The 24,412-nt window shown below is 49.6% G+C and carries 25 protein-coding genes and 1 tRNA gene; 10 read left to right on the top strand and 16 right to left on the bottom strand.

Annotated elements, in window-relative coordinates:
• Positions 1-578 precede the first annotated feature (578 nt).
• A tRNA-Lys gene (locus tag ABYP73_RS01735) sits at positions 579-651 on the bottom strand.
• A gap of 159 nt (positions 652-810) precedes the next feature.
• Between ABYP73_RS01735 and ABYP73_RS01730 the strand changes: the two genes are divergently transcribed.
• Positions 811-1,326 carry a shikimate kinase gene (locus ABYP73_RS01730; RefSeq protein ID WP_372973270.1) on the top strand — a complete coding sequence of 172 codons (516 nt, stop codon included), beginning with the start codon at positions 811-813 and terminating at the stop codon, positions 1,324-1,326.
• Here the strand turns inward: ABYP73_RS01730 and ABYP73_RS01725 are convergent.
• From ABYP73_RS01725 to ABYP73_RS01715, 3 genes are read right to left on the bottom strand one after another with little or no spacing between them, the layout of a single operon-like run.
• Positions 1,318-1,815, bottom strand: a complete 498-nt coding sequence (locus ABYP73_RS01725; protein ID WP_372945313.1) for a phosphoribosyltransferase family protein — start codon at positions 1,813-1,815, stop codon at positions 1,318-1,320. The genes ABYP73_RS01730 and ABYP73_RS01725 overlap by 9 nt on opposite strands.
• 3 nt (positions 1,816-1,818) lie before the next feature.
• The gene (locus tag ABYP73_RS01720) at positions 1,819-2,409 is read right to left on the bottom strand and encodes a methyltransferase domain-containing protein (protein ID WP_372945314.1); all 591 of its coding nucleotides are present in this window, start codon (positions 2,407-2,409) and stop codon (positions 1,819-1,821) included.
• Positions 2,396-2,767 (bottom strand): RNA-binding S4 domain-containing protein, encoded by a 372-nt coding sequence (locus ABYP73_RS01715; protein ID WP_372945315.1) that lies wholly within the window; start codon positions 2,765-2,767, stop codon positions 2,396-2,398. Before ABYP73_RS01715 ends, ABYP73_RS01720 begins: the two co-directional genes overlap by 14 nt.
• 78 nt (positions 2,768-2,845) lie before the next feature.
• On the opposite strand from ABYP73_RS01715, the gene ABYP73_RS01710 reads away from it, so the two are divergent.
• Complete coding sequence (locus ABYP73_RS01710) at positions 2,846-3,790, top strand: FKBP-type peptidyl-prolyl cis-trans isomerase (protein WP_372973269.1); 945 nt, start codon at positions 2,846-2,848, stop codon at positions 3,788-3,790.
• A gap of 32 nt (positions 3,791-3,822) precedes the next feature.
• Here the strand turns inward: ABYP73_RS01710 and ABYP73_RS01705 are convergent, their stop codons facing one another.
• The 3 genes from ABYP73_RS01705 to ABYP73_RS01695 are packed head-to-tail and all read right to left on the bottom strand — an operon-like array spanning position 3,823 to position 6,289.
• Complete coding sequence (locus ABYP73_RS01705) at positions 3,823-4,410, bottom strand: outer membrane beta-barrel protein (RefSeq protein WP_372945317.1); 588 nt, start codon at positions 4,408-4,410, stop codon at positions 3,823-3,825.
• Positions 4,411-4,464: 54 nt separating this feature from the next.
• A complete protein-coding gene (locus tag ABYP73_RS01700) occupies positions 4,465-5,421 on the bottom strand; it encodes a transketolase family protein (protein WP_372945318.1) in 957 nt (318 codons plus the stop codon).
• 22 nt (positions 5,422-5,443) lie between these two features.
• Positions 5,444-6,289: a transketolase gene (locus ABYP73_RS01695; RefSeq protein ID WP_372945319.1), complete on the bottom strand. Its 846-nt coding sequence runs from the start codon at positions 6,287-6,289 to the stop codon at positions 5,444-5,446.
• Positions 6,290-6,448: 159 nt separating this feature from the next.
• On the opposite strand from ABYP73_RS01695, the gene tgt reads away from it, so the two are divergent.
• The 6 genes from tgt to ABYP73_RS01665 all read left to right on the top strand — a co-directional run bounded on the left by tgt (position 6,449) and on the right by ABYP73_RS01665 (position 13,611).
• Positions 6,449-7,579, top strand: a complete 1,131-nt coding sequence (gene tgt, locus ABYP73_RS01690; RefSeq protein ID WP_372945320.1) for a tRNA guanosine(34) transglycosylase Tgt — start codon at positions 6,449-6,451, stop codon at positions 7,577-7,579.
• A complete protein-coding gene (locus ABYP73_RS01685; protein WP_372945321.1) occupies positions 7,579-8,661 on the top strand; it encodes an LptF/LptG family permease in 1,083 nt (360 codons plus the stop codon). Before tgt ends, ABYP73_RS01685 begins: the two co-directional genes overlap by 1 nt.
• Complete coding sequence (locus tag ABYP73_RS01680) at positions 8,648-9,538, top strand: DMT family transporter (RefSeq protein WP_372973268.1); 891 nt, start codon at positions 8,648-8,650, stop codon at positions 9,536-9,538. Before ABYP73_RS01685 ends, ABYP73_RS01680 begins: the two co-directional genes overlap by 14 nt.
• A 61-nt stretch (positions 9,539-9,599) precedes the next feature.
• On the top strand, positions 9,600-10,553 hold the full coding sequence (locus tag ABYP73_RS01675) for an acetyl-CoA carboxylase carboxyltransferase subunit alpha (RefSeq protein ID WP_372973267.1): 954 nt from the start codon (positions 9,600-9,602) through the stop codon (positions 10,551-10,553).
• Positions 10,554-10,721: 168 nt separating this feature from the next.
• The gene (dnaB, locus tag ABYP73_RS01670) at positions 10,722-12,275 is read left to right on the top strand and encodes a replicative DNA helicase (protein ID WP_372973266.1); all 1,554 of its coding nucleotides are present in this window, start codon (positions 10,722-10,724) and stop codon (positions 12,273-12,275) included.
• Between the two features lie 100 nt (positions 12,276-12,375).
• Positions 12,376-13,611, top strand: coding sequence for an asparagine synthetase B (locus ABYP73_RS01665; protein WP_372973272.1), 1,236 nt, complete (start codon positions 12,376-12,378; stop codon positions 13,609-13,611).
• Here ABYP73_RS01665 and ABYP73_RS01660 read toward each other — a convergent pair.
• Positions 13,608-14,423, bottom strand: coding sequence for an HAD family hydrolase (locus ABYP73_RS01660; protein WP_372973265.1), 816 nt, complete (start codon positions 14,421-14,423; stop codon positions 13,608-13,610). The genes ABYP73_RS01665 and ABYP73_RS01660 overlap by 4 nt on opposite strands.
• Before the next feature lie 72 nt (positions 14,424-14,495).
• On the opposite strand from ABYP73_RS01660, the gene ABYP73_RS01655 reads away from it, so the two are divergent.
• Positions 14,496-14,918, top strand: coding sequence for a secondary thiamine-phosphate synthase enzyme YjbQ (locus ABYP73_RS01655; protein WP_372973271.1), 423 nt, complete (start codon positions 14,496-14,498; stop codon positions 14,916-14,918).
• 70 nt (positions 14,919-14,988) lie between these two features.
• Here the strand turns inward: ABYP73_RS01655 and rplT are convergent, their stop codons facing one another.
• The 5 genes from rplT to ABYP73_RS01630 all read right to left on the bottom strand — a co-directional run bounded on the left by rplT (position 14,989) and on the right by ABYP73_RS01630 (position 18,512).
• Positions 14,989-15,333 carry a 50S ribosomal protein L20 gene (rplT, locus tag ABYP73_RS01650; protein WP_369747356.1) on the bottom strand — a complete coding sequence of 115 codons (345 nt, stop codon included), beginning with the start codon at positions 15,331-15,333 and terminating at the stop codon, positions 14,989-14,991.
• Positions 15,334-15,418: 85 nt separating this feature from the next.
• On the bottom strand, positions 15,419-15,616 hold the full coding sequence (gene rpmI, locus ABYP73_RS01645) for a 50S ribosomal protein L35 (RefSeq protein ID WP_188369352.1): 198 nt from the start codon (positions 15,614-15,616) through the stop codon (positions 15,419-15,421).
• A 38-nt stretch (positions 15,617-15,654) separates the two neighbouring features.
• Positions 15,655-16,203 carry a translation initiation factor IF-3 gene (infC, locus tag ABYP73_RS01640; protein ID WP_372944991.1) on the bottom strand — a complete coding sequence of 183 codons (549 nt, stop codon included), beginning with the start codon at positions 16,201-16,203 and terminating at the stop codon, positions 15,655-15,657.
• Between the two features lie 41 nt (positions 16,204-16,244).
• A complete protein-coding gene (thrS, locus tag ABYP73_RS01635; protein ID WP_372973264.1) occupies positions 16,245-18,185 on the bottom strand; it encodes a threonine--tRNA ligase in 1,941 nt (646 codons plus the stop codon).
• A 69-nt stretch (positions 18,186-18,254) separates the two neighbouring features.
• A complete protein-coding gene (locus ABYP73_RS01630; protein WP_372944989.1) occupies positions 18,255-18,512 on the bottom strand; it encodes a DUF6095 family protein in 258 nt (85 codons plus the stop codon).
• A 91-nt stretch (positions 18,513-18,603) separates the two neighbouring features.
• Here ABYP73_RS01630 and ABYP73_RS01625 point away from each other — a divergent pair, with 91 nt between their 5' ends.
• Positions 18,604-19,743 (top strand): glycerate kinase, encoded by a 1,140-nt coding sequence (locus ABYP73_RS01625; RefSeq protein WP_372944988.1) that lies wholly within the window; start codon positions 18,604-18,606, stop codon positions 19,741-19,743.
• A gap of 3 nt (positions 19,744-19,746) precedes the next feature.
• On the opposite strand, the gene ABYP73_RS01620 is transcribed toward ABYP73_RS01625, so the two are convergent.
• The 3 genes from ABYP73_RS01620 to ABYP73_RS01610 form a co-directional block, all read right to left on the bottom strand.
• The gene (locus tag ABYP73_RS01620; protein ID WP_372973263.1) at positions 19,747-20,643 is read right to left on the bottom strand and encodes a DUF4249 family protein; all 897 of its coding nucleotides are present in this window, start codon (positions 20,641-20,643) and stop codon (positions 19,747-19,749) included.
• Between the two features lie 8 nt (positions 20,644-20,651).
• A complete protein-coding gene (locus ABYP73_RS01615) occupies positions 20,652-23,018 on the bottom strand; it encodes a carboxypeptidase-like regulatory domain-containing protein (protein WP_372973262.1) in 2,367 nt (788 codons plus the stop codon).
• Between the two features lie 96 nt (positions 23,019-23,114).
• Positions 23,115-24,412: NADP-dependent isocitrate dehydrogenase (locus ABYP73_RS01610; protein ID WP_372973261.1), on the bottom strand; the 1,298-nt coding region annotated here is incomplete at its 5' end.

Raw genomic sequence — 24,412 nt, 5'->3', positions numbered from 1 at the left:
TTTGGTTTTCCATGATAACCATTGAAGGCATTTAGGTATTTTAGATTAGCACAACTTATTGAAAGAATTACAACACCAATGAATAGGTAAATAGATTTTTTAGACATTCCTTTTAATTGAATTGAATGATAAAAAAGAGTCTTAAATATACCTTTTTCAAAGAAGAAAAGTCACCGCAGAAATCTTCAAGTTCAATTATACTTTGGGCAGTTTCATGCGTTGAAGATATGCCTGCCGGCAAGCTCACTATCGTTCGCCGGACCCAGCGATCCCGTGTTGCAAGCCTGCCTGCCGGCAGGCAGGTGCAAAATCCTATGCAAGCTCCGCTTGCCTGATTTTTGTTTCTATGGTCAGACTCAAGTTAGCCTGGTCTTCCTTTTAATTTAGGAATTTTAGAAGCAAGGGCTGGGGTTAACTTCGCTGCGCTCGCTGGACCCAGCGATCCCGTGTTGCATGTGCAAAATCCTACGCAAGCTCCGCTTGCCTGATTTTTGTTTCCTTTAAAATGCCCAAGCAAGCTTGGCCTTTCTCCGAAACAAAAATCCCCGCCTTGCTGGCGAGGATTTTGCGCTTGATCGTGACCTGGCTGGGGCTCGAACCCAGGACCCTCTCCTTAAAAGGGAGATGCTCTACCAACTGAGCTACCAGGTCAGAATGTCATTTTTTTATCTTTAAGGTGCCTGTGAGGGGAGCCCTTTTAGAGGGTGCAAATATAATATCAATAATCTATTTTTCAAGTCGAATTAAGGATAATTTTATGAATTCTTTGAATTCGGTTTGAATTGCACCATTTTTGCAAAAAGAGCAATTATGCAGATCGTCCTTGTAGGCTATATGGGAAGTGGAAAGTCGGTTGTGGGGCAGGCCCTGGCAATCCGGCTGCAACTTCCTTTTCTGGATTTGGACGATTATATTGAACAGGAAGTGGGTAAGGACATTCCGGAGATCTTCCGGCAGAAGGGTGAGATCTTTTTCAGGAAAAAGGAACATGAATTCCTAAGGGAGGTCCTCGACTCCAAAGATGATCTCGTACTTTCTGCCGGCGGGGGGACCCCCTGCTACTCCGGAAATATGGACCTGCTCCTCAACACTACGCCCAATGTCTTCTACCTGCAGATGTCGGTCCCAGCGCTCACGGCCCGACTTATCGGAGAAAAGGACCACCGACCCATGATCAGTCACCTAAGGCCCGAGGACCTGCAGGAATATATCGGAAAACACCTGTTCGAAAGGCGTCCCTTTTACTCCAGGGCCCATCATTCTATCCCGTGTGAAGGGAAGTCTGTGGAGGAGATCGTGGCTGCTATAGCCGGTAAACTAGTCTAGATAAACCACATCTTTTTTGGACTCGAAGTGCACATGGACGTGTTCCTGTAAAGAGGTGGAAAGGGAGATCCCTTTGAAATCGGCTTTTACGGGATACTTTTTGTGGTTGCGGTTCACGAGCACAGCCGTTTTCAATCTTTTTAAGGGTGTCTTCAGGAAATGGTGTACTCCGTAGATCAGGGTGGAACCCGAATTCAGTACATCGTCCACCAAAACAATGGAGGCATTCTCGTATTCAGAAGGTTGCAAAGAGGTGGAAACGCCGCTTTTGAGGGGATCCGACTTATCCATGGTCACCTGGCACAGCACGATCTCTGCATCCGTGATCTTTTTCAGGACACCCTGCAATTTTTTAGCAAAAGAGAGTCCGCCCCCGGTTATTCCCGCTATGATGATGCGCTTCTCATCCACATTGACCTCGTAGATCTGGTAGGCGATACGCCTGATGATATGCTGGATTTGCTCGTGTTTCAGGATGCTGTTCTCCATGGTTCAGATCGATTTCTTTTCAAAGATAAAAAAGAGTTCACTTCCCTGCCTTGGTGAAATGGAATTGTAGGCCCTTTCCAGCGTCTTAATGTGAAAATACTTTGAGAATAATTCCCGGTAGGTTTCTAAGTCGCCTCCGTAGGGAGGTCCGCCCTCCTTCAGGGGAAAGTCGAAAAGCAATCCTGCAAGGACACCATCCTCCCGAAGCAGGGAGTGCATTTTTACCGCGTAGTTCTCCCTCATTTGGGGTTTCAGGGCGCAAAAGAAGGTCTGTTCCAGGATCAGATCGAATTCCATGTCCTCCAGGTCGAAGAAGTCGCCTTGCAACAGCTGGTCCCCGGGAAATTGAGGATAGGCTTTTTTGAAAGCCCCAAAGGGAACTTCGCTGATATCCAGGGCATAAACGGAAGGGAATCCTTTTTCGAACAGATAAGCCACTTCATAGGCATTGCCTGCGCCGGGCACCAGGATATCGATCTCCCTGTCCGGCAATTGGTCTACATAAGCCTTGATGGGGGTGGAGACCTCTCCAATATCCCAGCCCATATGGCGTTTGAGATAGCGCTCATCCCAATATTCCTTAGTCCCCTCCATCCAGGTAATCGTCAATGTTCCTTCTGTCTTTCTTCGTGGGCCTGCCTGTTCCTTTTTTTCGGTAATAGGATTGAGCCATACGCTGTATTTCCTGATGCTGAAGAGCCTCCTCGGGTGTGGTGTCATTTCGGTAGAGTCCGACGATCTTGGCACCCACACGGCTTTCAGGAATTTCCAGCACCGTCAGCTGGTAGTCGATCTGATTTTTCCTCAGACGGATCTCATCTGAAGGGAACACTTCCCTCGAAGGTTTGGCCACTTGACCGTTGACCTGTACCTGGCCCTTCTTGCAGGCCTCAGTGGCCTGGTTTCGGGTCTTGTAATATCGCGTACACCACAGGTACTTATCAATGCGCATCCTCAGGATAAATTCTTTGTTAAGGTCTTCAGCAAAAATAGGGGAAAATTGTATCTTGCGGCCGTTAAAAAGAATGCTATGCCCATAAAAAAGGCCATTCTGGCGATGGTCGCTTCCTTGTTGATCCTTTCCTGTGGCAACGATGACGGACCTGGATTTGACTTGATCCCTCCCAGAGCCCTGAGTGAGGTTGTGATTGAGGATGAAGCCGCCATCCAGGAATACCTCCAAACCCATTTTTACAATTACGAGGAGTTTGAGAACCCTCCTGCTGATTTCGATTTCCGAATCAAATTAGACACTATCGCAGGTGACAACAGCGGGAAACGACCCCTGATAGACGATGTGCAGTCTATTTCGATCGAGGTAAGCTCCGAGGATTTTGAACTAGAGGATGATGAAACCGTTACCCATACGCTGTATTACCTGATTGCGAGGGAAGGGGCAGGGAATTCCCCCACGGCTGCAGATTCTACTTACATCCGTTATGAAGGTTCCCTCCTGACAGGCGTCTTGTTCGACGGTACGGGAGATTATACCTGGCAATACCTTCCCTTCTTCCTGAGAGGATACGGGCAGGCGATCACTAAATTCAAGGCAGGAAGCGATATTCAGGTAAACCCTGATGGTACGACCGAAATAACGAATTCTGGAATAGGAGTGATGTTCCTTCCTTCCGGACTGGCCTATTTTAATGGGACTCCATCGGGTATCCCGGCTTATTCTCCGCTCATCTTCAAGGTATCATTAGGCCTTTACATAGAAGAAACGGATTATGATAATGACGGAATCCCCTCTATCCTGGAAGATCTCAATGGGGATGGGGACGTTACGAATGACAATACGGATGAGAGCGAGGAGCGAAGATTAAGAGTACCTCGTTTGCCCAACCACATCGATCCCGATGATGACGGGGACGGCATTCCCACCAGGGACGAGATCATCATAGATGCACAGGGGAATATTTCTTTCCCCGATTCAGATAATGACGGTATTCCGGATTACCTCGACATCGACAGCTAAGAAAAAAGGCCCTGAATTTCAGGGCCTTTTTTTTATAGTTTGAGTGAAAAGCTAAGGATGAGCTGATCGGGCCTTGTGTCTATCCGGCTCGTAGGCACCGTGGTCACGTTCCGGTTGATAAAGGTCGCCTCGTTGTCGCTGAATCCGCGTTCGTACCTCAGATCGATGCCGAGCATCCCGAGGTTGATCCCTGCACCGAGATTCACACCTACCGTAAAGTCGTTACTTACATCGTTGATGGTGATGCCGTCGTATTCCGTGTCCAGGATGTACTGGAAGGCAGGACCCCCGAATACGTGGATAGGTCCGATGATCTTGGCCCCGATAAGCATCGGAAGATCCAGTTTCTGCATTTTAAAATCGTCGCTGTCGTATTCCGAGGAGATGCTGGTATAGACCAACTCCGGCCTGAAATACACACGGGATCCCAGCTGACCGAAGAACCCGATGTGGTAACCCACATTCCTGTCCGGGTTGCGGGCTGCTTCCCCGGCAGATTCAAAATAATCTCCATTGGCGTTGTAGTTGAGTCCGGCCTTGATTCCGAACTTTGAGTCGACCTGCGCATAAGAAACGGCAGAGAGGGCGGCCATAGCCACCACTAGAAGTGCTTTCTTCATAAGGTGTTCATTTTAATTAGACATGGAAAGGGTATCAAGAATGATACCGAAAATCTATGCCTTCCTTTTTAACACCTGTAAAACGGCCTCCTTAATAGCTTTATTGTCCAGTCCGTATTTTTCCATCAGCTGGTCTGAGGTACCGCTTTCCCCAAAGGTATCACGGGTGGCCACAAACTCCTGAGGGGCAGGGTGGTGGAGGGTAAGGGTTCGGGCTACGCTCTCTCCGAGTCCGCCCAGGAAATTGTGCTCTTCACAGGTAACCACACACCCGGTTTTTCGCACCGAGGCCAGAATAGCTTCTTCATCCAGAGGTTTGATCGTATGAATATTGATGACCTCGGCAGAGATACCTTCCTGTTCAAGGGCTTCTGCAGCCTGCAGGGCTTCCCACACCAGGTGACCTGTTGCAATTATTGTGACATCCTTCCCTTCGTTGAGCATGACGGCCTTGCCAATGTGGAAATCTTGTTGCGGATCTGTGAAATTAGGCACTTTGGGCCGGCCGAACCTCAGGTAAACGGGGCCTTCATGTTCCGCAATGGCCAGGGTGGCAGCTTTGGTCTGGTTGAAATCGCAGGTATTGATCACCGTCATTCCCGGCAGCATTTTCATGAGTCCGATATCCTCCAGGATCTGGTGGGTAGCTCCATCCTCCCCCAGGGTAAGCCCGGCGTGGGAGGCACAGATCTTTACATTTTTCCCGGAGTAGGCTATGGACTGGCGTATCTGGTCGTAGACCCTCCCGGTAGAAAAGTTGGCAAAAGTACCGGTAAAGGGAATATAACCCCCGATGGTAAGACCGGCTGCGATCCCCATCATGTTGGCTTCGGCGATCCCGACCTGGAAAAACCGGTCCGGGTTCTCCTCTATAAATTCGTCCAGTTTCAGAGACCCCACCAGGTCGGCACAGAGGGAAACCACTTTGGGGTTCGTCCTTCCCAATTCGGTCATCCCGGCTCCAAAACCGCTGCGGGTATCCTTTTTTCCCTGATCTGTATACTTTTTCATGGCGTAAACTTGCTAATAATGATTAATAATCTCCCAGAGTCTCTTCGTTCTGTTCGAGGGCCCGCTCCAATTGCTCGTCGTTGGGGGCTTTTCCGTGCCAGGCGTGGGTATGCATCATGTAATCGACTCCGTTCCCCATCACAGTGTGCATGATCACACAAACCGGTTTTCCTTTCCCGCTTCTCTTTTTAGCCTCTTTGAGGGTGTCTATGATGGCCTCGAGATCATTTCCTTCTTTCAGTTCCAGCACATCCCAGCCAAAGACCCGGAATTTTTCACCCACATCGCCCAGCGCCATGACGTCTTCTGTGTTCCCGTCTATCTGCTGGCTGTTCCGGTCGATAGTGGCGATGAGGTTGTCCACTTTTTTACTGCCGGCGAACATGATGGCCTCCCAGTTTTGTCCTTCCTGCAATTCTCCGTCCCCGTGGAGACTGTAAACGATGTGCTTATCCTTGTTCAGCTTTTTGGCCAGGGCCGTACCGATGGCGACAGACATGCCCTGTCCGAGGGATCCCGATGAGATCCTCACACCCGGAAGCCCTTCGTGCGTGGTGGGATGGCCCTGCAAACGCGAATCCAGCATGCGGAAGGTATTGAGTTCTTCCAGGGGGAAATACCCCTTCCGCGCCAGGACACTGTAATACACTGGGGATATATGTCCGTTGGAGAGAATGAAGATATCCTCGCCGATCCCGTCCATGGTGAACCTGTCATGGAGTTTCATGATTTCAAAGTAGAGGGCGACAAAGAATTCCGTGCATCCCAGGGATCCGCCCGGATGGCCGGAATTTACCTTGTGGACCATACGCACGATATCCCGCCGAACCTGGGTGGCGATCTTTGCCAAATCTTGTTGTGATGCCATAAGAGCTATTAGTTTTCGGGCCTAAAAGTAACGGCAAACTTTTGCTTGTACAAAGGGAGTTATTACATTTTATCAACGAATAAGAGGACGCAGAACTTTATTTTTTTGTTAGGGAAATTCTTTTAATCGTTACCTATCTTTGCCTTCTCAATCAAGGTATTGCAATTCAATCTACAACATAAGGATCCGGCCTCAAAAGCCCGGGCTGGGGAGATGATTACGGATCACGGCAGCATCAGGACCCCTATTTTTATGCCCGTAGGGACGGTGGCCTCCGTTAAAGGAGTTCATCAGAGGGAGTTGCGGGAGGAGATCAACCCGGATATCATCCTGGGAAATACCTACCATCTCTACCTGCGTCCTGGAATTGACATCCTAAGGAAGGCAGGCGGGCTGCACGCTTTCATGGGGTGGGACAGGAACATCCTGACCGACAGCGGGGGCTACCAGGTGTATTCCCTCTCGGGCAACCGCAAGATCCGGGAAGAAGGAGTCAATTTCAAGTCGCATATAGATGGATCTTCCCATATGTTCACCCCTGAGAACGTCATGGAGATCCAACGGATCATCGGGGCAGACATCATCATGGCCTTTGACGAATGCACACCCTATCCCTGTGATTACAAATACGCGGAAAGGTCCATGCACCTCACCCACCGCTGGCTGGATCGCTGTATGACACACCTGGAGAAACTCCCTTATGAGTACGGGTATTCCCAGACCTTTTTTCCCATTGTACAAGGCTCTACTTATTCTGACCTTCGAAAAAGATCTGCGGAGTACATTGCCGGCGTGGGGGCCGAGGGAAATGCCATTGGGGGGCTGTCTGTAGGTGAGCCCGCCGAAGAGATGTACGCCATGACCGAAGTGGTCTGCGATATCCTGCCCGAGGACAAGCCCAGGTACCTCATGGGGGTGGGCACCCCCATCAATTTGCTGGAAAATATCGCTTTGGGGATCGATATGTTTGACTGTGTGATGCCGACAAGAAACGGGCGCAATGGCATGCTCTTTACTTCCCATGGCACGATCAATATTAAAAACAAGAAGTGGGAAAGCGATTTTTCCCCTATAGATGAGCACGGTCCTACCTTTGTGGACCGGGAATATTCCAAGGCCTATCTCAGGCATTTGTTTGCCGCCAATGAATTCTTAGGCAAACAAATCGCAACCATACACAATCTGGGGTTCTACCTGTGGTTGGTCAGGGAAGCCAGAAATCATATTTTAGCGGGTGATTTTGCATCCTGGAAGAACAGGATGGTGAAACAAATGGACAACCGACTCTGATGCTCAAAATTCTCGACAGATATATTCTGAAGCGCTACCTGCTCACCTTTGGGATGATGTTGTTGTTGTTTGTCCCTATCGGGATCATGCTCAACCTGGCAGAGCAGATAGGGAAAATGATAGACAATGAGGCTCCCCTTGACGAGATCCTCGTGTATTACATGAATTTTACCATCTACATCGGTAACCTGTTGTTCCCTGTATTCCTCTTCCTTTCCATTATCTTCTTTACCTCCAAGCTGGCCAACAATACCGAGATCGTCGCCATCCTGAGTTCGGGAGTCTCCTATAGCCGCTTTTTAAAGCCTTACTTCTTAGGAGCTTCTGTCATAGCCGTACTCATGTTCTTTATGAGCATGTTTATCGTGCCCAATGCCAGTGTGGGGTATCACGAGTTCAAGTTTAAATACCTTAAAAAAGGGAAGCAGGACCGGGTCACCAGCAATATTTTCAATCAGCTCAACGAGAATGATTTTATCTATGTGAGCAGTTTTGACCCCGACCGGCAGATCGGATACAACTTCACCTTTGAACATTTCGGGGAGAACAACCAGCTGCAGGAAAAGATCAATGCTGGCAACATCCGTTGGGTCCCCAAGGACAGCGTCTACAGGCTGACGAGTTACACCCACCGCAAGCTGGTGGGCTCGGAGGAGATCGTAGTGACCAAAAGACGGCTCGATACCATTTTTAACTTCAAAATAGATGACCTCACACCCGTGTCCTATGTGGCGGAGACCAAGAACCTGTTTGAACTGAACAAATTCATCGACACCCAAAGAAAGAAAGGGGCTTCCAATATCAATACCTATATCCTCGTAAAATACAAGCGCTGGGCTTTGCCGATTACGGCCTTTATCCTAACGATTATAGGCGTGGCGGTATCCTCTGTGAAACGTCGCGGAGGTATGGGGGTCAACCTGGCCTTCGGAATAGGGGTGGCTTTTATCTATATCTTCTTCGACAAGGTTTTTGGAACGCTGGCAGAACAATCCGGATTTTCCCCCCTCCTAGCCGTGATCATACCGAACCTGGTTTTCGGGGCTCTTGGGCTATACCTCCTGCAACATGCTAAGCGATAAGCTGCGGAACTACTTCCTCCTTCACCTCATTGTTTTTATCTGGGGTTTCACAGCGGTTCTGGGAAAACTTATATCCATTGACGCCCTGCCTCTGGTCTGGTACAGGATGTCCCTGGCGGCCTTGTGTATCCTCCTCTATATGGCCCTGCGAAAGATCCCTTTCGCGCTAAGCGGAAAGACGCTTTTGATTCTCGTTATGGCGGGAGGAGTCGTCGCCCTGCACTGGATCACATTTTTCGGGGCAATCAAAGTGGCCAATGTCTCCGTGGCGCTCGCTACCATGGCTACGGGGGCTTTTTTTGGCTCCCTTCTGGAACCCCTTTGGTACGGGAGGAAGGTGATTGGGTATGAGGTGGTATTTGGACTGATAGTGATCCTGGGCCTTTATTTTATCTTCAACGTGGGCACGGAATACACCGAAGGGATCCTGCTAGCCCTTGCCTCTGCCTTCCTGGGTGCTGTATTTACCCTGATCAACGGCCGGTTGATCCGCCACCACAAACCTTCGGTCATAGGATTTTACGAACTCCTGAGCGGAGCCCTTTTTGTTACTGTTTATCTCGGACTGAGCTCGGGTTTTTCTGTGGATTTCTTTGAATTGAAAGTGTCAGACTGGCTGTACATTTTCATCCTGGCCTCTGTCTGTACGGCTTATGCATTCATCGCCTCGGTGAAGGTGATGCGCCATGTGAGCCCCTATACCGTCCTTCTGACGGTAAACCTGGAACCTGTCTACGGCATACTCCTGGCCTTCGCTATTTTCGGGGATAGTGAAAGAATGAATACGCAGTTCTATATTGGCGGACTGATCATTCTTCTTACGGTAGTGGCCAATGGAATCCTCAAGAACAGGAATTCGGCAAAAAGGGTCGGGTGAAAGAACTGATTTCCGTATAAAGTTTATATTTGTGGGCTGAATCAACTGAAACTAACTCGAGATGGAATACCTGGATTTTGAACTCCCTATCAAGGAACTTGAAGAGCAACTGGAGAAGTGCCAGATCATTGGTAAGGAGAGCGATGTGGACGTTACTGAAACCTGCAAACAGATAGAAAAGAAGCTTTCCGAGACCCGGAAAGAGATCTATAAAAACCTCACAGCCTGGCAGAGGGTACAGCTCTCCAGGCACCCTAACAGGCCTTATACCCTGGACTATATCAGGGCGATCTGCGGGGAGACCTGGCTGGAGCTTCACGGCGACCGCGGTGTCAAGGATGACAAGGCCATGATAGGGGGCCTGGGGAAGATCGGTGACCAAAGCTATATGTTCATCGGTCAGCAAAAAGGATACAATACCAAAACCAGGCAATTGCGGAATTTTGGTATGGCCAATCCGGAAGGATACCGAAAGGCCCTCCGGCTGATGAAGTCGGCTGAAAAATTCGGTATTCCGGTGGTGAGTTTTATCGATACCCCCGGAGCCTACCCCGGCATAGAAGCCGAAGAAAGAGGACAGGGAGAGGCCATTGCGAGGAACATTCTGGAAATGACCCGGCTCAAAGTACCCATCATCGTAGTGATCATAGGGGAAGGCGCCTCCGGAGGCGCCCTGGGTATAGGTGTGGGGGACAAGGTGCTTATGCTCGAGAACACCTGGTACTCGGTGATCTCGCCTGAATCCTGCTCCTCCATTCTTTGGCGCAGCTGGGAATACAAGGAAGTAGCGGCCGAAGCTCTCAAATTGACCGCCTCAGACATGAAAAAACTCAAGCTGATCGATGAGATCGTAAAAGAACCCGAAGGAGGAGCCCACGCAAATCGGGAAAAGGCCTTTGAGATCGTCAAAAACAAAATCAGTAAACACTACGAGGAACTCAAAAAGTTATCACCAGAAAAACTCGTTGAATCGCGGATGGATAAATATTCCAACATGGGAGTTTTCAGCGGGTAAATCACTGTGTTAAAAGGGTTAGAAAAAACCGGAGAACTTCATCTCCGGTTTTTTTTTGTTATGAACACAAATTCGTAACTTATCAACAGACCTATTGTTGATGAACGGTTGATATCCGAGTGATGAGTTAGAATGTTAAACTAAGGTTAATGTATACTTTTGTATCCTATGGAAAAAACCAGTCCGGTCATTGGGCATAATATTGGCAAGGCTTCTCTGATCAGCCTTGAGAAAGGTAAAATACCGCCTCAAGCTGTTGATTTAGAGGAAGTTGTGCTTGGCGCAATGATGATTGACAAAAAGGGGGTCGATGAGGTCATCGACATCCTGCATCCGGATGTTTTTTACAAGGACGCCCACAGGTCTATCTACGAAGCCATCTACAAACTCTTCGAAAGCTCGGAACCTGTTGATTTATTAACCGTTTCAGCCCAGTTGCGCAAGGAAGGGAAGCTGGATCTGGTGGGAGGCGACTTTTACCTGATCAAACTGACCCAGAAAGTGGCCAGTTCGGCCCATATTGAGTTCCATGCCAGGATCATACTACAGAAGTATATTCAGCGCAGTTTGATCAAGATCTCCAGCGAGATCATTGAAGAGGCTTACAATGAGGGCACTGATGTCTTCGACCTTCTCGACAATGCAGAAGCAAAGCTCTACGAGGTCACCCAGGGAAATCTCAAAAGATCTGCGGAAACTGCTCAAAATCTCGTTATTCAGGCCAAGAAAAAGATAGAGGAGATCTCCAATAAGGAAGGCCTGAGCGGAATACCCTCAGGGTTTGACAAGGTAGACAAACTCACCTCCGGCTGGCAGCCCAGTGACCTGATCATCATAGCCGCGAGGCCGGGGATGGGAAAGACCGCCCTGACCCTCTCCATGGCACGGAATATGGCGGTAAATTCCAATATCCCTGTGGCTTTCTTTTCCCTTGAAATGTCCTCGGTTCAACTCATCACCAGGCTTATTTCTTCAGAAACAGGCCTGTCTTCTGAAAAGTTGCGTACCGGAAGGTTGGAGAAGCACGAATGGGAGCAATTGAACGTCAAAGTAAAGGCGCTGGAAAACGCCCCTCTCTTTATCGACGATACACCTTCTCTCTCTATATTCGACCTGCGTGCGAAGGCCAGAAGGCTGGCATCCCAGCACAAGATCAAACTCATTGTTCTGGACTACCTTCAGCTTATGACGGCAGGAGGGAGCCAGAAAGGCGGCAACAGGGAGCAGGAGATCTCCACCATTTCGCGGAACCTAAAGGCTTTGGCCAAGGAGCTGAATGTTCCGGTGATCGCCTTGTCACAGCTCTCGAGAGCGGTTGAGACCAGGGGAGGGAGCAAACGCCCCATCCTGTCGGACCTAAGGGAATCCGGAGCCATAGAACAGGACGCGGATATTGTGTCTTTTATCTACCGCCCGGAATACTACAAAATAGACGAGTGGGACGACGAGGAACGCACCCCAACTCAGGGCCAGGCCGAATTCATCGTAGCAAAACACCGAAACGGGGGACTCGATAATATTAGGTTAAAGTTCATTGGCCAACTCGGTAAATTTGATAACTTGGATGACTTTGATTCTCCATTTGAGTTCCAATCCAAGATGAATGTCGATGGGGAAAACCCGTTCATCACCAAGAATCTGCCCAGTGCGGATGACGCTTTTGGCAGTTCGATGAACGATAATCCAGACCTGGACCCCGATGATAATGAAGTCCCTTTTTAAAGCCCTGTACAAGACTCCCAGTATTCCAAAAATCACTGCAGGGAAAGACGTTTTTCCAGGATATTCAAATTTTTCCAGATTCTTTTGGTCCCTGATCTTGATGGTATCCTTCTGGTCATCGGGATGGGCTACCATGATACTCCTTCCCATGGATGCCGATAGCCAGGAGAACCATCTCAAGGCCTATGGGATCACTTATTGGGTCCTGACAAAAGAACAGAAAGTTCAGTGGCTACTCAACTACAGGGGCGGCTCTTTCCTGCTCCCAGATGGGGAAGCCATCCGGAAGGAGTGCCGGATCCGGGGCGTTTCCTTCGAGGTGATCTCCGATGAAAAGGCCGAAGCCATCCTGGATGCGATCAGCAGCCCCTCCCAGAACCAGGAAGCCGTCATACTCGAAAAAGCCCCCAAGATAGCCGTGTACAGCCCTAAGGAAAATCAACCCTGGGACGATGCCGTTACCATGGTGCTCACCTATGCGGAGATCCCTTATGTCACGATTTATGATGAAGAGGTGCTGGACGATCAACTGGCCCTTTACGACTGGCTTCATCTTCATCACGAGGATTTTACAGGGCAGTACGGCAAGTTTTACCAGGCTTATCGCTCCCAGCCCTGGTATATCGAGGGTAAACTCAACGCCGAGGCTCTGGCCTCAAAGCTGGGGTATTCCAAGGTCTCAGAAGAAAAAGGGGCAGTAGCCTGGAAAATAAGGAATTACGTGATCGGAGGTGGATTTATGTTCGCCATGTGTTCTGCTACGGACAGTTTTGATATCGCCCTGGCCGCCCAGGGAGTGGATATTTGCGAACCCATGTTCGACGGCGATCCCTCGGAGCCCAACTACCAGTCTAAGCTCAATTTTGACAATACCTTCGCTTTCGAGAATTTTACCCTGGAACGCAACCCCCTCAGGTACGAATTCTCATCCATTGACATGACGAATAAAAGGCGGGGCGTTCCCCGGGAATCGGATTATTTTACCCTGATGGATTTCTCTGCCAAATGGGATCCCGTGCCTACCATGCTCTGTCAGAACCACACCTACCTGATCAAGGGGTTCATGGGGCAGACCACGGCTTTTGAACGCGCCGAAGTAAAACCCACCGTCCTGGTTCTTGGAGAGAACAAACTCAATGGGGAGGCGCGTTACATCCATGGTATCAAGGGGAAAGGATTCTTTACTTTCTACGGGGGGCACGACCCTGAGGATTACCAGCACAGAGTAGGGGATCCCAAAACAGAACTGGAGCTTCATCCCAATTCACCGGGTTACCGGCTTATTCTGAACAACGTGCTCTTTCCGGCGGCGAGGAAGAAAAAGCAAAAGACCTAATCCAGGCTCTCTAGCAGTCTCTCCAAAATGACCTCGACCCCCATCTCCTGATTGCTCAGGGTTGAAAATCGGGCTGCCTTTGCCACATTGGGATGGGCATTGGCCATCGCAAAGCTGTAATTTGATAAGGCCAGCATTTCCAGATCGTTGTTGTAATCGCCAAAGACCATGGTTTCTTCGGGGCCTATGCCCAGTTCCTTCTGAATCTTTACCAGGGCAAAACCCTTGTGGGCTAAAGGGTGGGAGATATCCACCCAGTGCCTGCCCGAGATCTTGACCATCAGGGAGTCCTCAAAGCCGGTCACAAGGGGATAGATATATCTTTCAGAGCTTTCAAAATGGTAAGCCGCTATCTTCATGACCTCGCCCTCAAAGTGGTAGAGGTTTTCAATCACCTTGAACTCCGTGTAATATTCCTTGAGAATTCGCAGAAAATCCGAAGAATGACCGGATACAAAAGCATTGTTCCTGGCGCAGAGAACGGGATGTATGTCTTCGGCACGACCCAGGGAATCGAGAATGGTGTTTTTGGTAACCGCATCTAGAGGGGTGGAGACAATTTCCCTTTTTCCGAACATGGCGAGGCCCCCGTTCTCGGCGATCACATAGATCTTGTCCCGTATAGGCTCCAGTTTGGATACAATGCTGTTGTATTGCCTGCCACTGGCCGCTGCAAAAATCACCCCCTTTTTGCTCAAAGCCTCAAACAATTGAAAGAACCGATCGCTCACCTCGTGGTCTGGGTTGAGCAGGGTGCCATCCATGTCGGTCACCACAAGGCGAATGTCCTTAAAATGGGTTGGTAGCTTCATTTCGACTGCAAATGTATTTGGTTTCTTTTATTTCTGTGTTACTTTAAGGCAAAGTATTTGGGAGACATGTCTATGATCGTAGTACAAAAAGAGATCGCCCTGGCCCCTTTTCCAAGGGGCATGCACCTGATCACAGCTAGGGTGCTGCAGGAACTGCCCGAGATAAACGGGATCAGCATGGGCATGCTGCATGTATTTATCAAACATACTTCTGCCAGCCTGACGATCAACGAGAACGCCGACCCTACGGTGCGCGATGATTTTGAAAGGCATCTCAATGTGATGGTCCCGGAAAATGCCCCCTATTACAGGCATACCTATGAGGGTCCGGACGACATGCCAGCCCACATCAAGGCTTCTCTCATGGGATCCGGCATACAGGTGCCGATTTCTGGTGGGTCCCTGAATCTGGGAACCTGGCAGGGAATCTACCTCTATGAGCACAGGGACCGGGCTTCGGGAAGAAAATTGGTCCTTACCCTTTTTGGGACCTAGCGTACTCCTCTGCTGCCAAGCAAAAAAAAACCCTTCGGGAACGAAGGGTTTTCAGCGAGATTATGATGGTCTATTTTACTTTGTCAACCACAGCTTTAAAAGCCTCAGGATGGTTCATGGCCAGGTCGGCCAGGACTTTCCTGTTGAGTTCAATGTTGTTGGCTTTCACCTTTCCCATGAACTGGCTGTAGGACATCCCGTGCATCCTGGCACCCGCGTTGATACGGGTGATCCAGAGGGAGCGGAAATTCCTCTTCTTGTTTCTGCGGTCCCTGTAGGCGTACACCATGGCTTTCTCCACGGCGTTCTTGGCTACGGTCCACACATTTTTACGTCTTCCAAAGTAACCTTTGGCTTGCTTGAGCACTTTTTTCCTTCTGGCTCGGGAAGCAACTGAATTTACTGATCTTGGCATTTTTCTTTAGTTTTTTGTAGCAGGCGGCTTGTTGTTAGCTCTTTAAGCCTGACTCCACGGTTAATACTTCTACCTACTTGTCGTTTTATTTCAAACGCAATTGTTGCTTGATACTATCCTCATCGGCAGGGTGTACCAATGTTGAATGTGTCAGCTTTAGCTTACGCTTCTTAGATTTTTTTGTCAGGATGTGACTCTTGTAAGCGTGCTGTCTTTTGATCTTTCCAGAACCGGTGAGCTTGAATCGCTTCTTGGCGCTGGATTTGGTTTTCATCTTGGGCATTGTTCCTTTATCTTATGATTTATCTCGCTTTTGTACTCTTACTTTTTCGTTTTGGGGGCGATGAACATGGTCATCCGCTTCCCTTCCAGTCTGGGCATTTGTTCTACCTTCCCAAACTCCTCAAGGTCCTGGGCCAGCCTCAGCAGGAGGATCTCACCTTTGTCCTTGTACACGATAGACCTTCCTTTGAAAAAGACATAGGCTTTTAATTTCGCCCCTTCTTTAAGGAATTTCTCTGCGTGTTTCTTTTTAAAATCGTAATCGTGATCATCTGTATTGGGTCCGAAACGGATCTCCTTGACGATGACCTTGGTAGCCTTGGCCTTCATTACCTTTTCGCGCTTTTTCTGCTCGTAAAGGAATTTCTTGTAATCTATGATCTTACAAACCGGTGGCTCTGCATTCGGGGAGATCTCCACGAGATCCAAACCCATTTCCTCTGCTTTGCTCAGGGCCTGCCTGATCGGGTAAATCCCCATTTCCACATTGTCACCCACAAGGCGGACCTCAGAGGCGGTAATCTTGTCATTGATATTGTGAGGGTTCTTGTTCTCCCTCCTGGGTTGGGGCTTAAATCTTCTTCGTATTGCTATGGCTACTTCTTTTTAATTAAACTTTTTGATGCGTTTTAAAACGACTTTAATGTACTATTTATTTCTTTTTGAACCAAGTTGGTAAAGTCCTCAGGGCTAAGAGCTCCCAGGTCTTCGCCTCCATGCCTGCGCACTGACAGGGTATCATTGGCTTCCTCATTGTCTCCGACGATCAGCATGAAAGGAATTTTGTTCATTTCCGCTTCACGGATCTTCTTGCCAACAGTTTCATTTCTGTTGTCAACGAGCGCGCGAATTTCGTGATTTTCTAACGATTTTAAAACTTTTTCCGCATATTTTTCGTGTTTCTCACTGACTGGCAGTACTATAGCCTGCTCAGGCGTCAGCCACAACGGAAAATTACCTCCGGAGTGTTCCAGCAGCAAGGCGACAAATCTTTCCATGCTTCCGAAGGGAGCCCGGTGGATCATGACCGGCCGGTGGAGTTCGTTATCATTTCCCTTGTAGGTGAGGTCGAATCGTTCCGGAAGGTTGTAATCTACCTGTATAGTCCCTAATTGCCAGTTCCTTCCGAGGGCATCTTTCACCATAAAGTCAAGTTTTGGGCCGTAGAAGGCGGCTTCTCCCGGGACTACACTATATTTCAGGCCTTTTTCTTCAGCAGCGTTGATGATGGCCTGTTCGGCCTTCTCCCAGTTGTCAACAGACCCTATATACTTTTCGGGCTTGTCGAGGTCTCGCACCGACACCTGGGCCGTAAAATTTTCAAAACCAAGAGACCCGAGTACATAAAGGGACAGGTCGATCACATTCTTGAATTCCTGATCCAGCTGATCCTGGGTGCAAAAAATATGGGCGTCGTCCTGAGTGAAGCCCCTGACCCTGGTAAGGCCGTGCAATTCCCCGCTTTGTTCGTACCTGTAGACCGTGCCAAACTCTGCATAACGCTTGGGTAATTCCCGGTAGCTAAAAGGTTTGGCATTATAAATTTCACAGTGATGGGGGCAGTTCATGGGTTTTAACAGGAATTCCTCCTCTTCCTTCGGGGTATGGATAGGTTGGAAGCTGTCTTCCCCGTATTTGGCGTAATGCCCGGAGGTGACATAGAGCTCCTTTTGCCCGATGTGGGGAGAGATCACCATTTCATACCCGGCTTTCTTCTGGGCCTTTTTCAGGAATTGCTCAAGCCTGTCCCTCAGGGCCGCGCCTTTGGGCAGCCACAAGGGAAGTCCCTGGCCCACCTTTTGGGAAAAAGTGAAGAGTTCCAGTTCGCGCCCGAGTTTTCTGTGGTCCCTTTTTTTGGCTTCTTCCACAAGTTCCAGGTATTCCGTAAGCTCTTTTTGTTTCGGGAAAGAGATCCCATAAACCCTGGTCAGCTGGGGATTCTTTTCATCGCCCCTCCAGTAGGCCCCCGCCACACTCAGCAATTTAAGGGCCTTGATATACCCCGTATTCGGGATGTGGCCCCCGCGGCAGAGGTCGGTAAAAGTGTCATGGTCACAAAAAGTGATCGTTCCGTCTTCCAGGGCAGAAATGAGCTCCACCTTGTATTCATTGCCCTGTTTTTCGTAGTAGTTCAGGGCATCCTTTTTGGAAACCTCCCTCATTTTGTAGGGGTGTTTTCCCCTGGCGATCTCCATGGCCCGTTTTTCGATCTTAGGAAAATCCTTTTCAGAGATGCTGTGATCACCGAAGTCGATATCGTAGTAAAAGCCGTTCTCAATTGCCGGTCCGATGGTGAGTTTGACACCCGGGTACAGCTCCTCTATCGCCTGGGCTACCACGTGGGACGATGAATGCCAGAACGCTTTTTTTCCTTCCTCGTCATTCCATGTGTAGAGGACCAACTTCCCGTCTTCTTTAAGGGGGGTAACCGTTTCTATAATGGTATCATTGAATTTGGCCGAAATGACATTCCTGGCCAGGCCTTCACTGATGTCTTTGGCGACATCCATAGGCGTGGCCCCATTTTCAAAGGTCTTTACCGAACCATCAGGAAGCGTAATATCAATCATAGGATAGGCCTTTTTCTGCCGACGCAAAGATAGGGTGTTGATCCTAAGCGGGCAATAGCGCATTCCCACTTAATCCTTCCCGGGCGAAGGTTTTCCAAAGAATGCATCCACTACGGTCTTGATGCTGAAAAATCCCATCCCTATGGCGCCCAGCGCGAGGATACTGCCTACCACCAGAACGGGGATAAACCAGGGATGGTCCTGGTTTTTGAAGGCCTGATACAAGACCACAGGTGCCGTGAACATTAGGGCCACGGTATAGGCCAGGTACTTTAATCCTTTGATAAGCAATTCTTTGTTGGTCCTGGAGCCTGTACTTTTCTTCATGGGCCTAAAATTACAAAGAATGATACAGATAAGAGACGCATTCCTCTTTGTTGCGGTCCGGGGCTAAGGATCTGTTTTGTACCTTGTACCTATGCGTATTGTCCTGATTCCTGACAAGTTCAAAGGTTCCCTGACCGCTGCTGAGGTGATCTCATCCCTGACCTCCGGGATAAAACAGGTCTACCCCCATGCGGAGATATCTTCCGTGACCGCTTCTGACGGAGGGGACGGATTTCTGCAGGCCGTTTCAACTGCGGTTCCCGTTGAGGAAGTGATCATTCCTTCCGTGGATCCGCTGGGAAGGACTCTTCAGGCTCGTTATCTGCTTTCCAGAGAACAGCATACGGCTTTTGTAGAGCTTGCGGAATGCAGCGGACTGGTCCTCCTCAACCCATCGGAACGGGATCCGACCCGTACAACGACCCTGGGAACGGGCTTGCAGATAAGACACGCTTTGGAGAATGGAGCGAAGCGAATCTATGTAGGCCTGGGAGGCAGTGCCACCAATGACGGGGGCCTTGGGATCGCTCACGGTCTCGGATTTCGGTTTAAGGACGGTTCGGGTACCGTGTTGAATCCCACCGGGGGGGAACTGAACAAGATTCGGAGCATAGACCGGGAAGGGGTGATCAAAGAACTGCAGCAGGCAGAGGTGATGGCTGTCAATGACGTCCAAAACCCTTTGCTTGGGCCTCAGGGTGCAGCCGCCGTGTACGCTTCCCAGAAAGGGGCCGACGCAGACCAGATCCAATCCCTTGAGAACGGACTCAGAAACCTGGAACAGGTCGCCCGTAAAACCTTCGGAAATTCCACGGCGCACTTGCCAGGGGCGGGAGCTGCGGGGGGTGCGGCTTATGGCCTGGGTACCTTCCTCAACGCTACATTCGTCAAAGGGGTAGAATTCATGCTGCGCCTTACCCGGGCTGATTCCTTGTTCGAGGGCAGAAAAACGGACCTGTTGATCACAGGAGAAGGGGCCATAGATGAACAGACCCTCCAGGGCAAGCTCATTCACGGGGTTGTTGAGCTGGGAAAAAAATACGAGGTACCTGTTCTGGCCGTTTGCGGGAAACTCGACCTGGAAGCTGGCAAGGTACAACAATACGGTCTGGAGGCCATTCTGGAGATAAGGGATACGTCGAAACCGGTATCCTACAGTATGGAGCACGGGGCTGAATTGGTAAAGAAGAGCATTCAGGAATACCTGCAACAGAGAAGGGAAGCAGAGTAAACCTCATTCAAGGATCAATTGTGCGCGGTCTTCCTGCACAATGGCAAAATAACCCAGTGGAAAGATTTCAGGCTGGTCCACATTATCACGCACATCGACATTGTCGAGATCGGTCACATCAAATACATTCCCCCTTACGGTGCCCACGGGAGTCTGGAAGGGCCCCTGCGTACCCCCGCTTTGAACGATGAGCTGGTTCATGTAATTATACAGGTCCTGGTCGGTTCCCATGATGCTGATATCCAGGATTGTTCCCGGAAAAAAGCTCTGGTCATAAAAATAGGAGAACTCAAATTCCTGTCCCTGATAGAATACATCTTCCGTAACCAGGTATTCTCCAAATCCAAAATCGAACAGGTAGAAATTCTCAACATCGGGCTGGTCCGTGTAATTCACGACTACCTCGGTTTCGTCATCGCCAAAGAGGTTTCCGGTTCCCTGTCTCAAGGAATTGATTGGTACCGTAGAGACATAGCGGGTCTGCGCGAGATAGAGCCTCCCCTGGTGGCGGATAAGAAGAGTAAAAAGGAAATCCCTGTCCAGGATGCTGGTCGGGATGCGCTGGTCCGAACTAAAGTTGGGATCAGGTACATAGACCCCTGAACCCGGGCTTGTCTCCGCCAGGCTGGATGAACCCTGGTCTACCACGATCCCATTTTCGTCTATCTCTTCGTAAAAAATGAGCACGCTCTCGGCAGAGGTCGGGAGGTTGTTCTCAAAGAAATTGCTGGTCAGCGCGAGTCTGATCTCCACCGGAATATAGGTTTCATCCACATCCACCCTGATAAGGCCGTCCACGACCAGGCGGGTATCCTGTCCGGGCAGATCTACCTCTATCACGTCCTCACATCCGGAGAACAGCAAAGAAGAAAGAACGGCAAAAACAATAACTTTTCTCATAACCCGGATCAAAATTTAAAGTTATAGGTCACAGCCGGGACAATCCCGAAAATGGACGTGCGGACCGCTTCATTCACCCCGGTATCCTGGTTCTGCCTGAAGTTGATGGAAGCGGCATTCATCCGGCTGTATACGTTGTAAATACTGAACACCCATTCTGCCTGCCATGATCTGTTTTGGTTCTTTTTCGGGGTCAGGGTAGCGGAAAGGTCCAGACGGTGGTAATCCGGCAGACGCTCTTTATTTCTCAATCCGTAAAACGGAACCGTAAGCCCCTGGAATTCGAACTGACCCACGGGGTAATTGGTGGGTTGTCCCGTCTGGTAGATAAAATTGGTGTTAAAACTCCATTTTTTATTGAGGTCAAAACTGCCGAAAAAGGAAATATCATGGGTCTTATCGTAAGGTGTGTTGTACCACCTGGATACATTGATACCTGTTTCCCGCTCTGTCCTTCCCGGCGTCCTTTGTTCGGACTTCGACAGGGTATAGGCCAGCCAGCCCTTGAAGCGCCCTTCGTTCTTTCGAAAGAGCAATTCCAGGCCGTAGGCTCTGGCTTCCCCGTTCAGGATCACCTGTTCAATGGCGTTGTTGGCTATCAGGTTGGCCCCGTCTATGTAATCGATCCTGTTCTGGATATCCTTGTAGAACACCTCGGTCTCCAGGCTGAATTCCCCGTCTGAGATGGTGCGGAAATACCCCAGGGCATACTGATCCAGCAGCTGGGGTTTTACAAACGGACCGCTGGGTGTCCAGACATCCAGGGGAGTAGGGGAGCTGGTATTCGACAACAGGTGCAGGTACTGGGCGATCCGGGTATAACTGGCCTTAAGGGATTGTTCCGAACTTAGGGTGTAGGCCAGGGCCAGCCTGGGTTCCAGGTTGGTAAAGCTGGCCAGTTGATCTCCCCGGGAGGAAGAGGCGGTACCTGTGGGTGTCCCTTCCCTGTATATGAGGAGGAAGGGATCAAAGATGACCGGGTTGTCGTTCTCATACACGTTCAGTTCTTCCTGTCCGAAACGGATAAAATGGCTGAGGCGCAGACCGTATTCTAGGCTCAGGGAAGGGGAGATGGAGTGTTCCACATCTATGTAGGCTGCGAATTCATCGGCGTATTTTTTGATCAGCTGTTCCTCCAGAATCCCTGATTCAGCGCTGTTTGGTTCGATCTTTCCAGGGTTGAAGACATAGTAGATGTTGTTGAGGCCGTAGTTCACCTGAAAGGTATCGCTGAGGTAGTTCTTCAGGTCGTATTTGATGTTGAAATTCCTGATCCCCGAATTCCATTTAAATCCGACGAAGTCCAGTTCGAGCCCGTAGTAGAAGTCGGAGTAGATCAGGGAGAGGTTGCTGAAGAGCCTGTCTGAGAAGAGATGGTTCCACCGCAGGTTCAGGACACTGTTCCCGTAGATATTCTCAAAACTGTTGGAAATGGCAAAGACATCCCTCCCGAAATAGCCGGAGAGGTAAATATTATTATTCTCATTGAGTTTATAGTTGAGCTTGGTATTGAGGTCGTAGAAATAGGCCGTATTGTCCAGGTTGAACAAAGGAAGGAAAAGGTGGGCGTAGGAAGCCCTCCCCCCGATGAGGAAAGCCGCTCTGTCCTTCGCTATGGGGCCTTCGGCCAGTAACCTGCTGGCCACGGCCCCTATACCCCCATTCATTTTGAATTCCTTGCTGTTCCCTTCTTTCTGAAAGATCTCCAGCACAGAGGAAACCCGGCCGCCGTATCGGGAGGGAATAGCCCCTTTGAAGAGTTTCACATCCTTGATGGCATCGGGGTTAAAGACCGAGAAAAACCCGAAGAGGTGGGAGCTGTTAAAGATGGTGGCTTCATCGAGCAGGATGAGGTTCTGATCGGCTGCGCCTCCTCTGACGTTGAATCCGGAGGCTCCTTCTCCCGCGTTGCTGACCCCGGGGAGCAGGATGAGAGATTTGATGATATCGGCCTCACCCAGGACCACCGGGATATCCTTGATGGTCTGGACCGAGAGAGTGTTTACGCTCATCTGTGGTTTTCGGATATTGAGCTTCTCCACATTCTCCGTCACCACGACTTCTTCTAGGGCTTCGGCTTCTTCGGTCAATTGAAAATTGATCTTCTTATCCCGGTCAAATACCACGGTTTCAATCAGATCCTGGAAACCCAGATAGGTGATCTGTAATTCGTAGGTCCCTTTGGGGAGGGTGAGAGAAAAAAAACCATATTCGTTAGTGGAGACACCGGTCTGCAAAGCAGGGATCACGATACTCACCCCAATAAGGGCCTCATTGCTCGAGACGTCGCTGATGGTACCGCTCAAAGTGAAGCGTTCCTGGGCCGAAAGACAGAAAGAAAAGAAGAAAATTATGACAGGCAGGAAACGCCGCATACGGTCAACGGTGTACATTGGCTAAAAATAGCAAAGAAATGCACACCGCAAAGATCTGAAGGTAAAATACCCGGATCATTTCCCGGGACTTACCTCTTACTCGATCGTTGCCAGGATGTCGTTAAACGTTTTACTGGGTCGCATAGCCCTGGAAATTTTGGAAGGATCCGGCTTGTAATATCCACCGATGTCCTGTTTTTTTCCCTGGGCATCCAGCAATTCCTTCAGGATGGTCTCAGCTTTGGAGTCGAACAACCCGGCAACAGGTTCAAAGATCTGCTTCAGCCTTGTATCCTTGTTCTGACTGGCAAGAGCCTTGGCCCAAAACCAGGCGAGATAGAAATGGCTGCCCCGGGTATCCAACTCCCCGACCTTTCGGGAGGGGGAACAGTTATTGCTGAGAAAGTCTTCTGTGGCTGTGTCAAGACATTCGGCCAGTACGCTTGCCCCTGAATTTGAATTCCTTTCGCTGTAAAACTCCAGAGACACGGCCAGGGCCAGGAATTCCCCCAGGGAATCCCATCTCAGATGACCTTCTTCAAGGAATTGTTCTACGTGTTTTGGAGCAGATCCCCCTGCTCCGGTTTCAAAAAGGCCGCCTCCTTCCATCAGGGGTACGATGGAAAGCATCTTGGCGCTAGTGCCCACTTCCAGGATGGGAAAAAGGTCCGTGAGATAATCTCTGAGCACATTACCTGAAACGGATATGGTATCCTTTCCTTCTTTCAGTCTTTTCAGGGTTGTCTTCGTAGCCTCAACCGGCGACATGATCTGGAGATCCAGGCCTTTTGTATTTTCTTCAGGCAGATATTTCTCTACCTTTTTGATAAGCTCGCGGTCATGCGCCCGCTCCCGATCTAGCCAGAAAATAGCCGGGGTCTGGGTGGCCCTGGCCCTTGATACGGCCAGGCTGATCCAGTTTCTCACAGGTTTATCCTTAACCTGGCACATCCTCCAGATGTCACCCTCCGATACATCGTGTTGCATCAGGGTCTCCCCTGTATAGGTGTCTGAAACCCTGACCACGCCTTTTTCTGCAATCTCAAAGGTCTTGTCATGTGAACCGTATTCCTCCGCCTTCTGTGCCATGAGTCCCACATTGGGAACAGTTCCCATCGTACGGGGATCGAATGCCCCGTGTTCCTTGCAGAAATCTATAGTGGCCTGGTAGATTCCGGCATAGCTGCTGTCCGGGATCACGGCTTTGGTATCCTGTAATTTTCCCTCCTGATTGTACATTTTTCCGGAAGTCCTGATCATGGCGGGCATAGAGGCATCTACGATCACATCACTGGGTACATGGAGGTTGGTAATACCTTTATCTGAATTTACCATGGCAAGTTGGGGGCCCTTTTGAAGGGAATGCTGAATCCCTTCTTCGATCTCCTGCCTCT

Origin of the sequence: Muriicola sp., assembly GCF_041567615.1 — a bacterium.
In the GTDB taxonomy this organism is placed as follows: domain Bacteria; phylum Bacteroidota; class Bacteroidia; order Flavobacteriales; family Flavobacteriaceae; genus Muriicola.
Note: the sequence above shows the minus strand (reverse complement) of the source record. Positions and strands in the feature narration are given on the sequence as shown.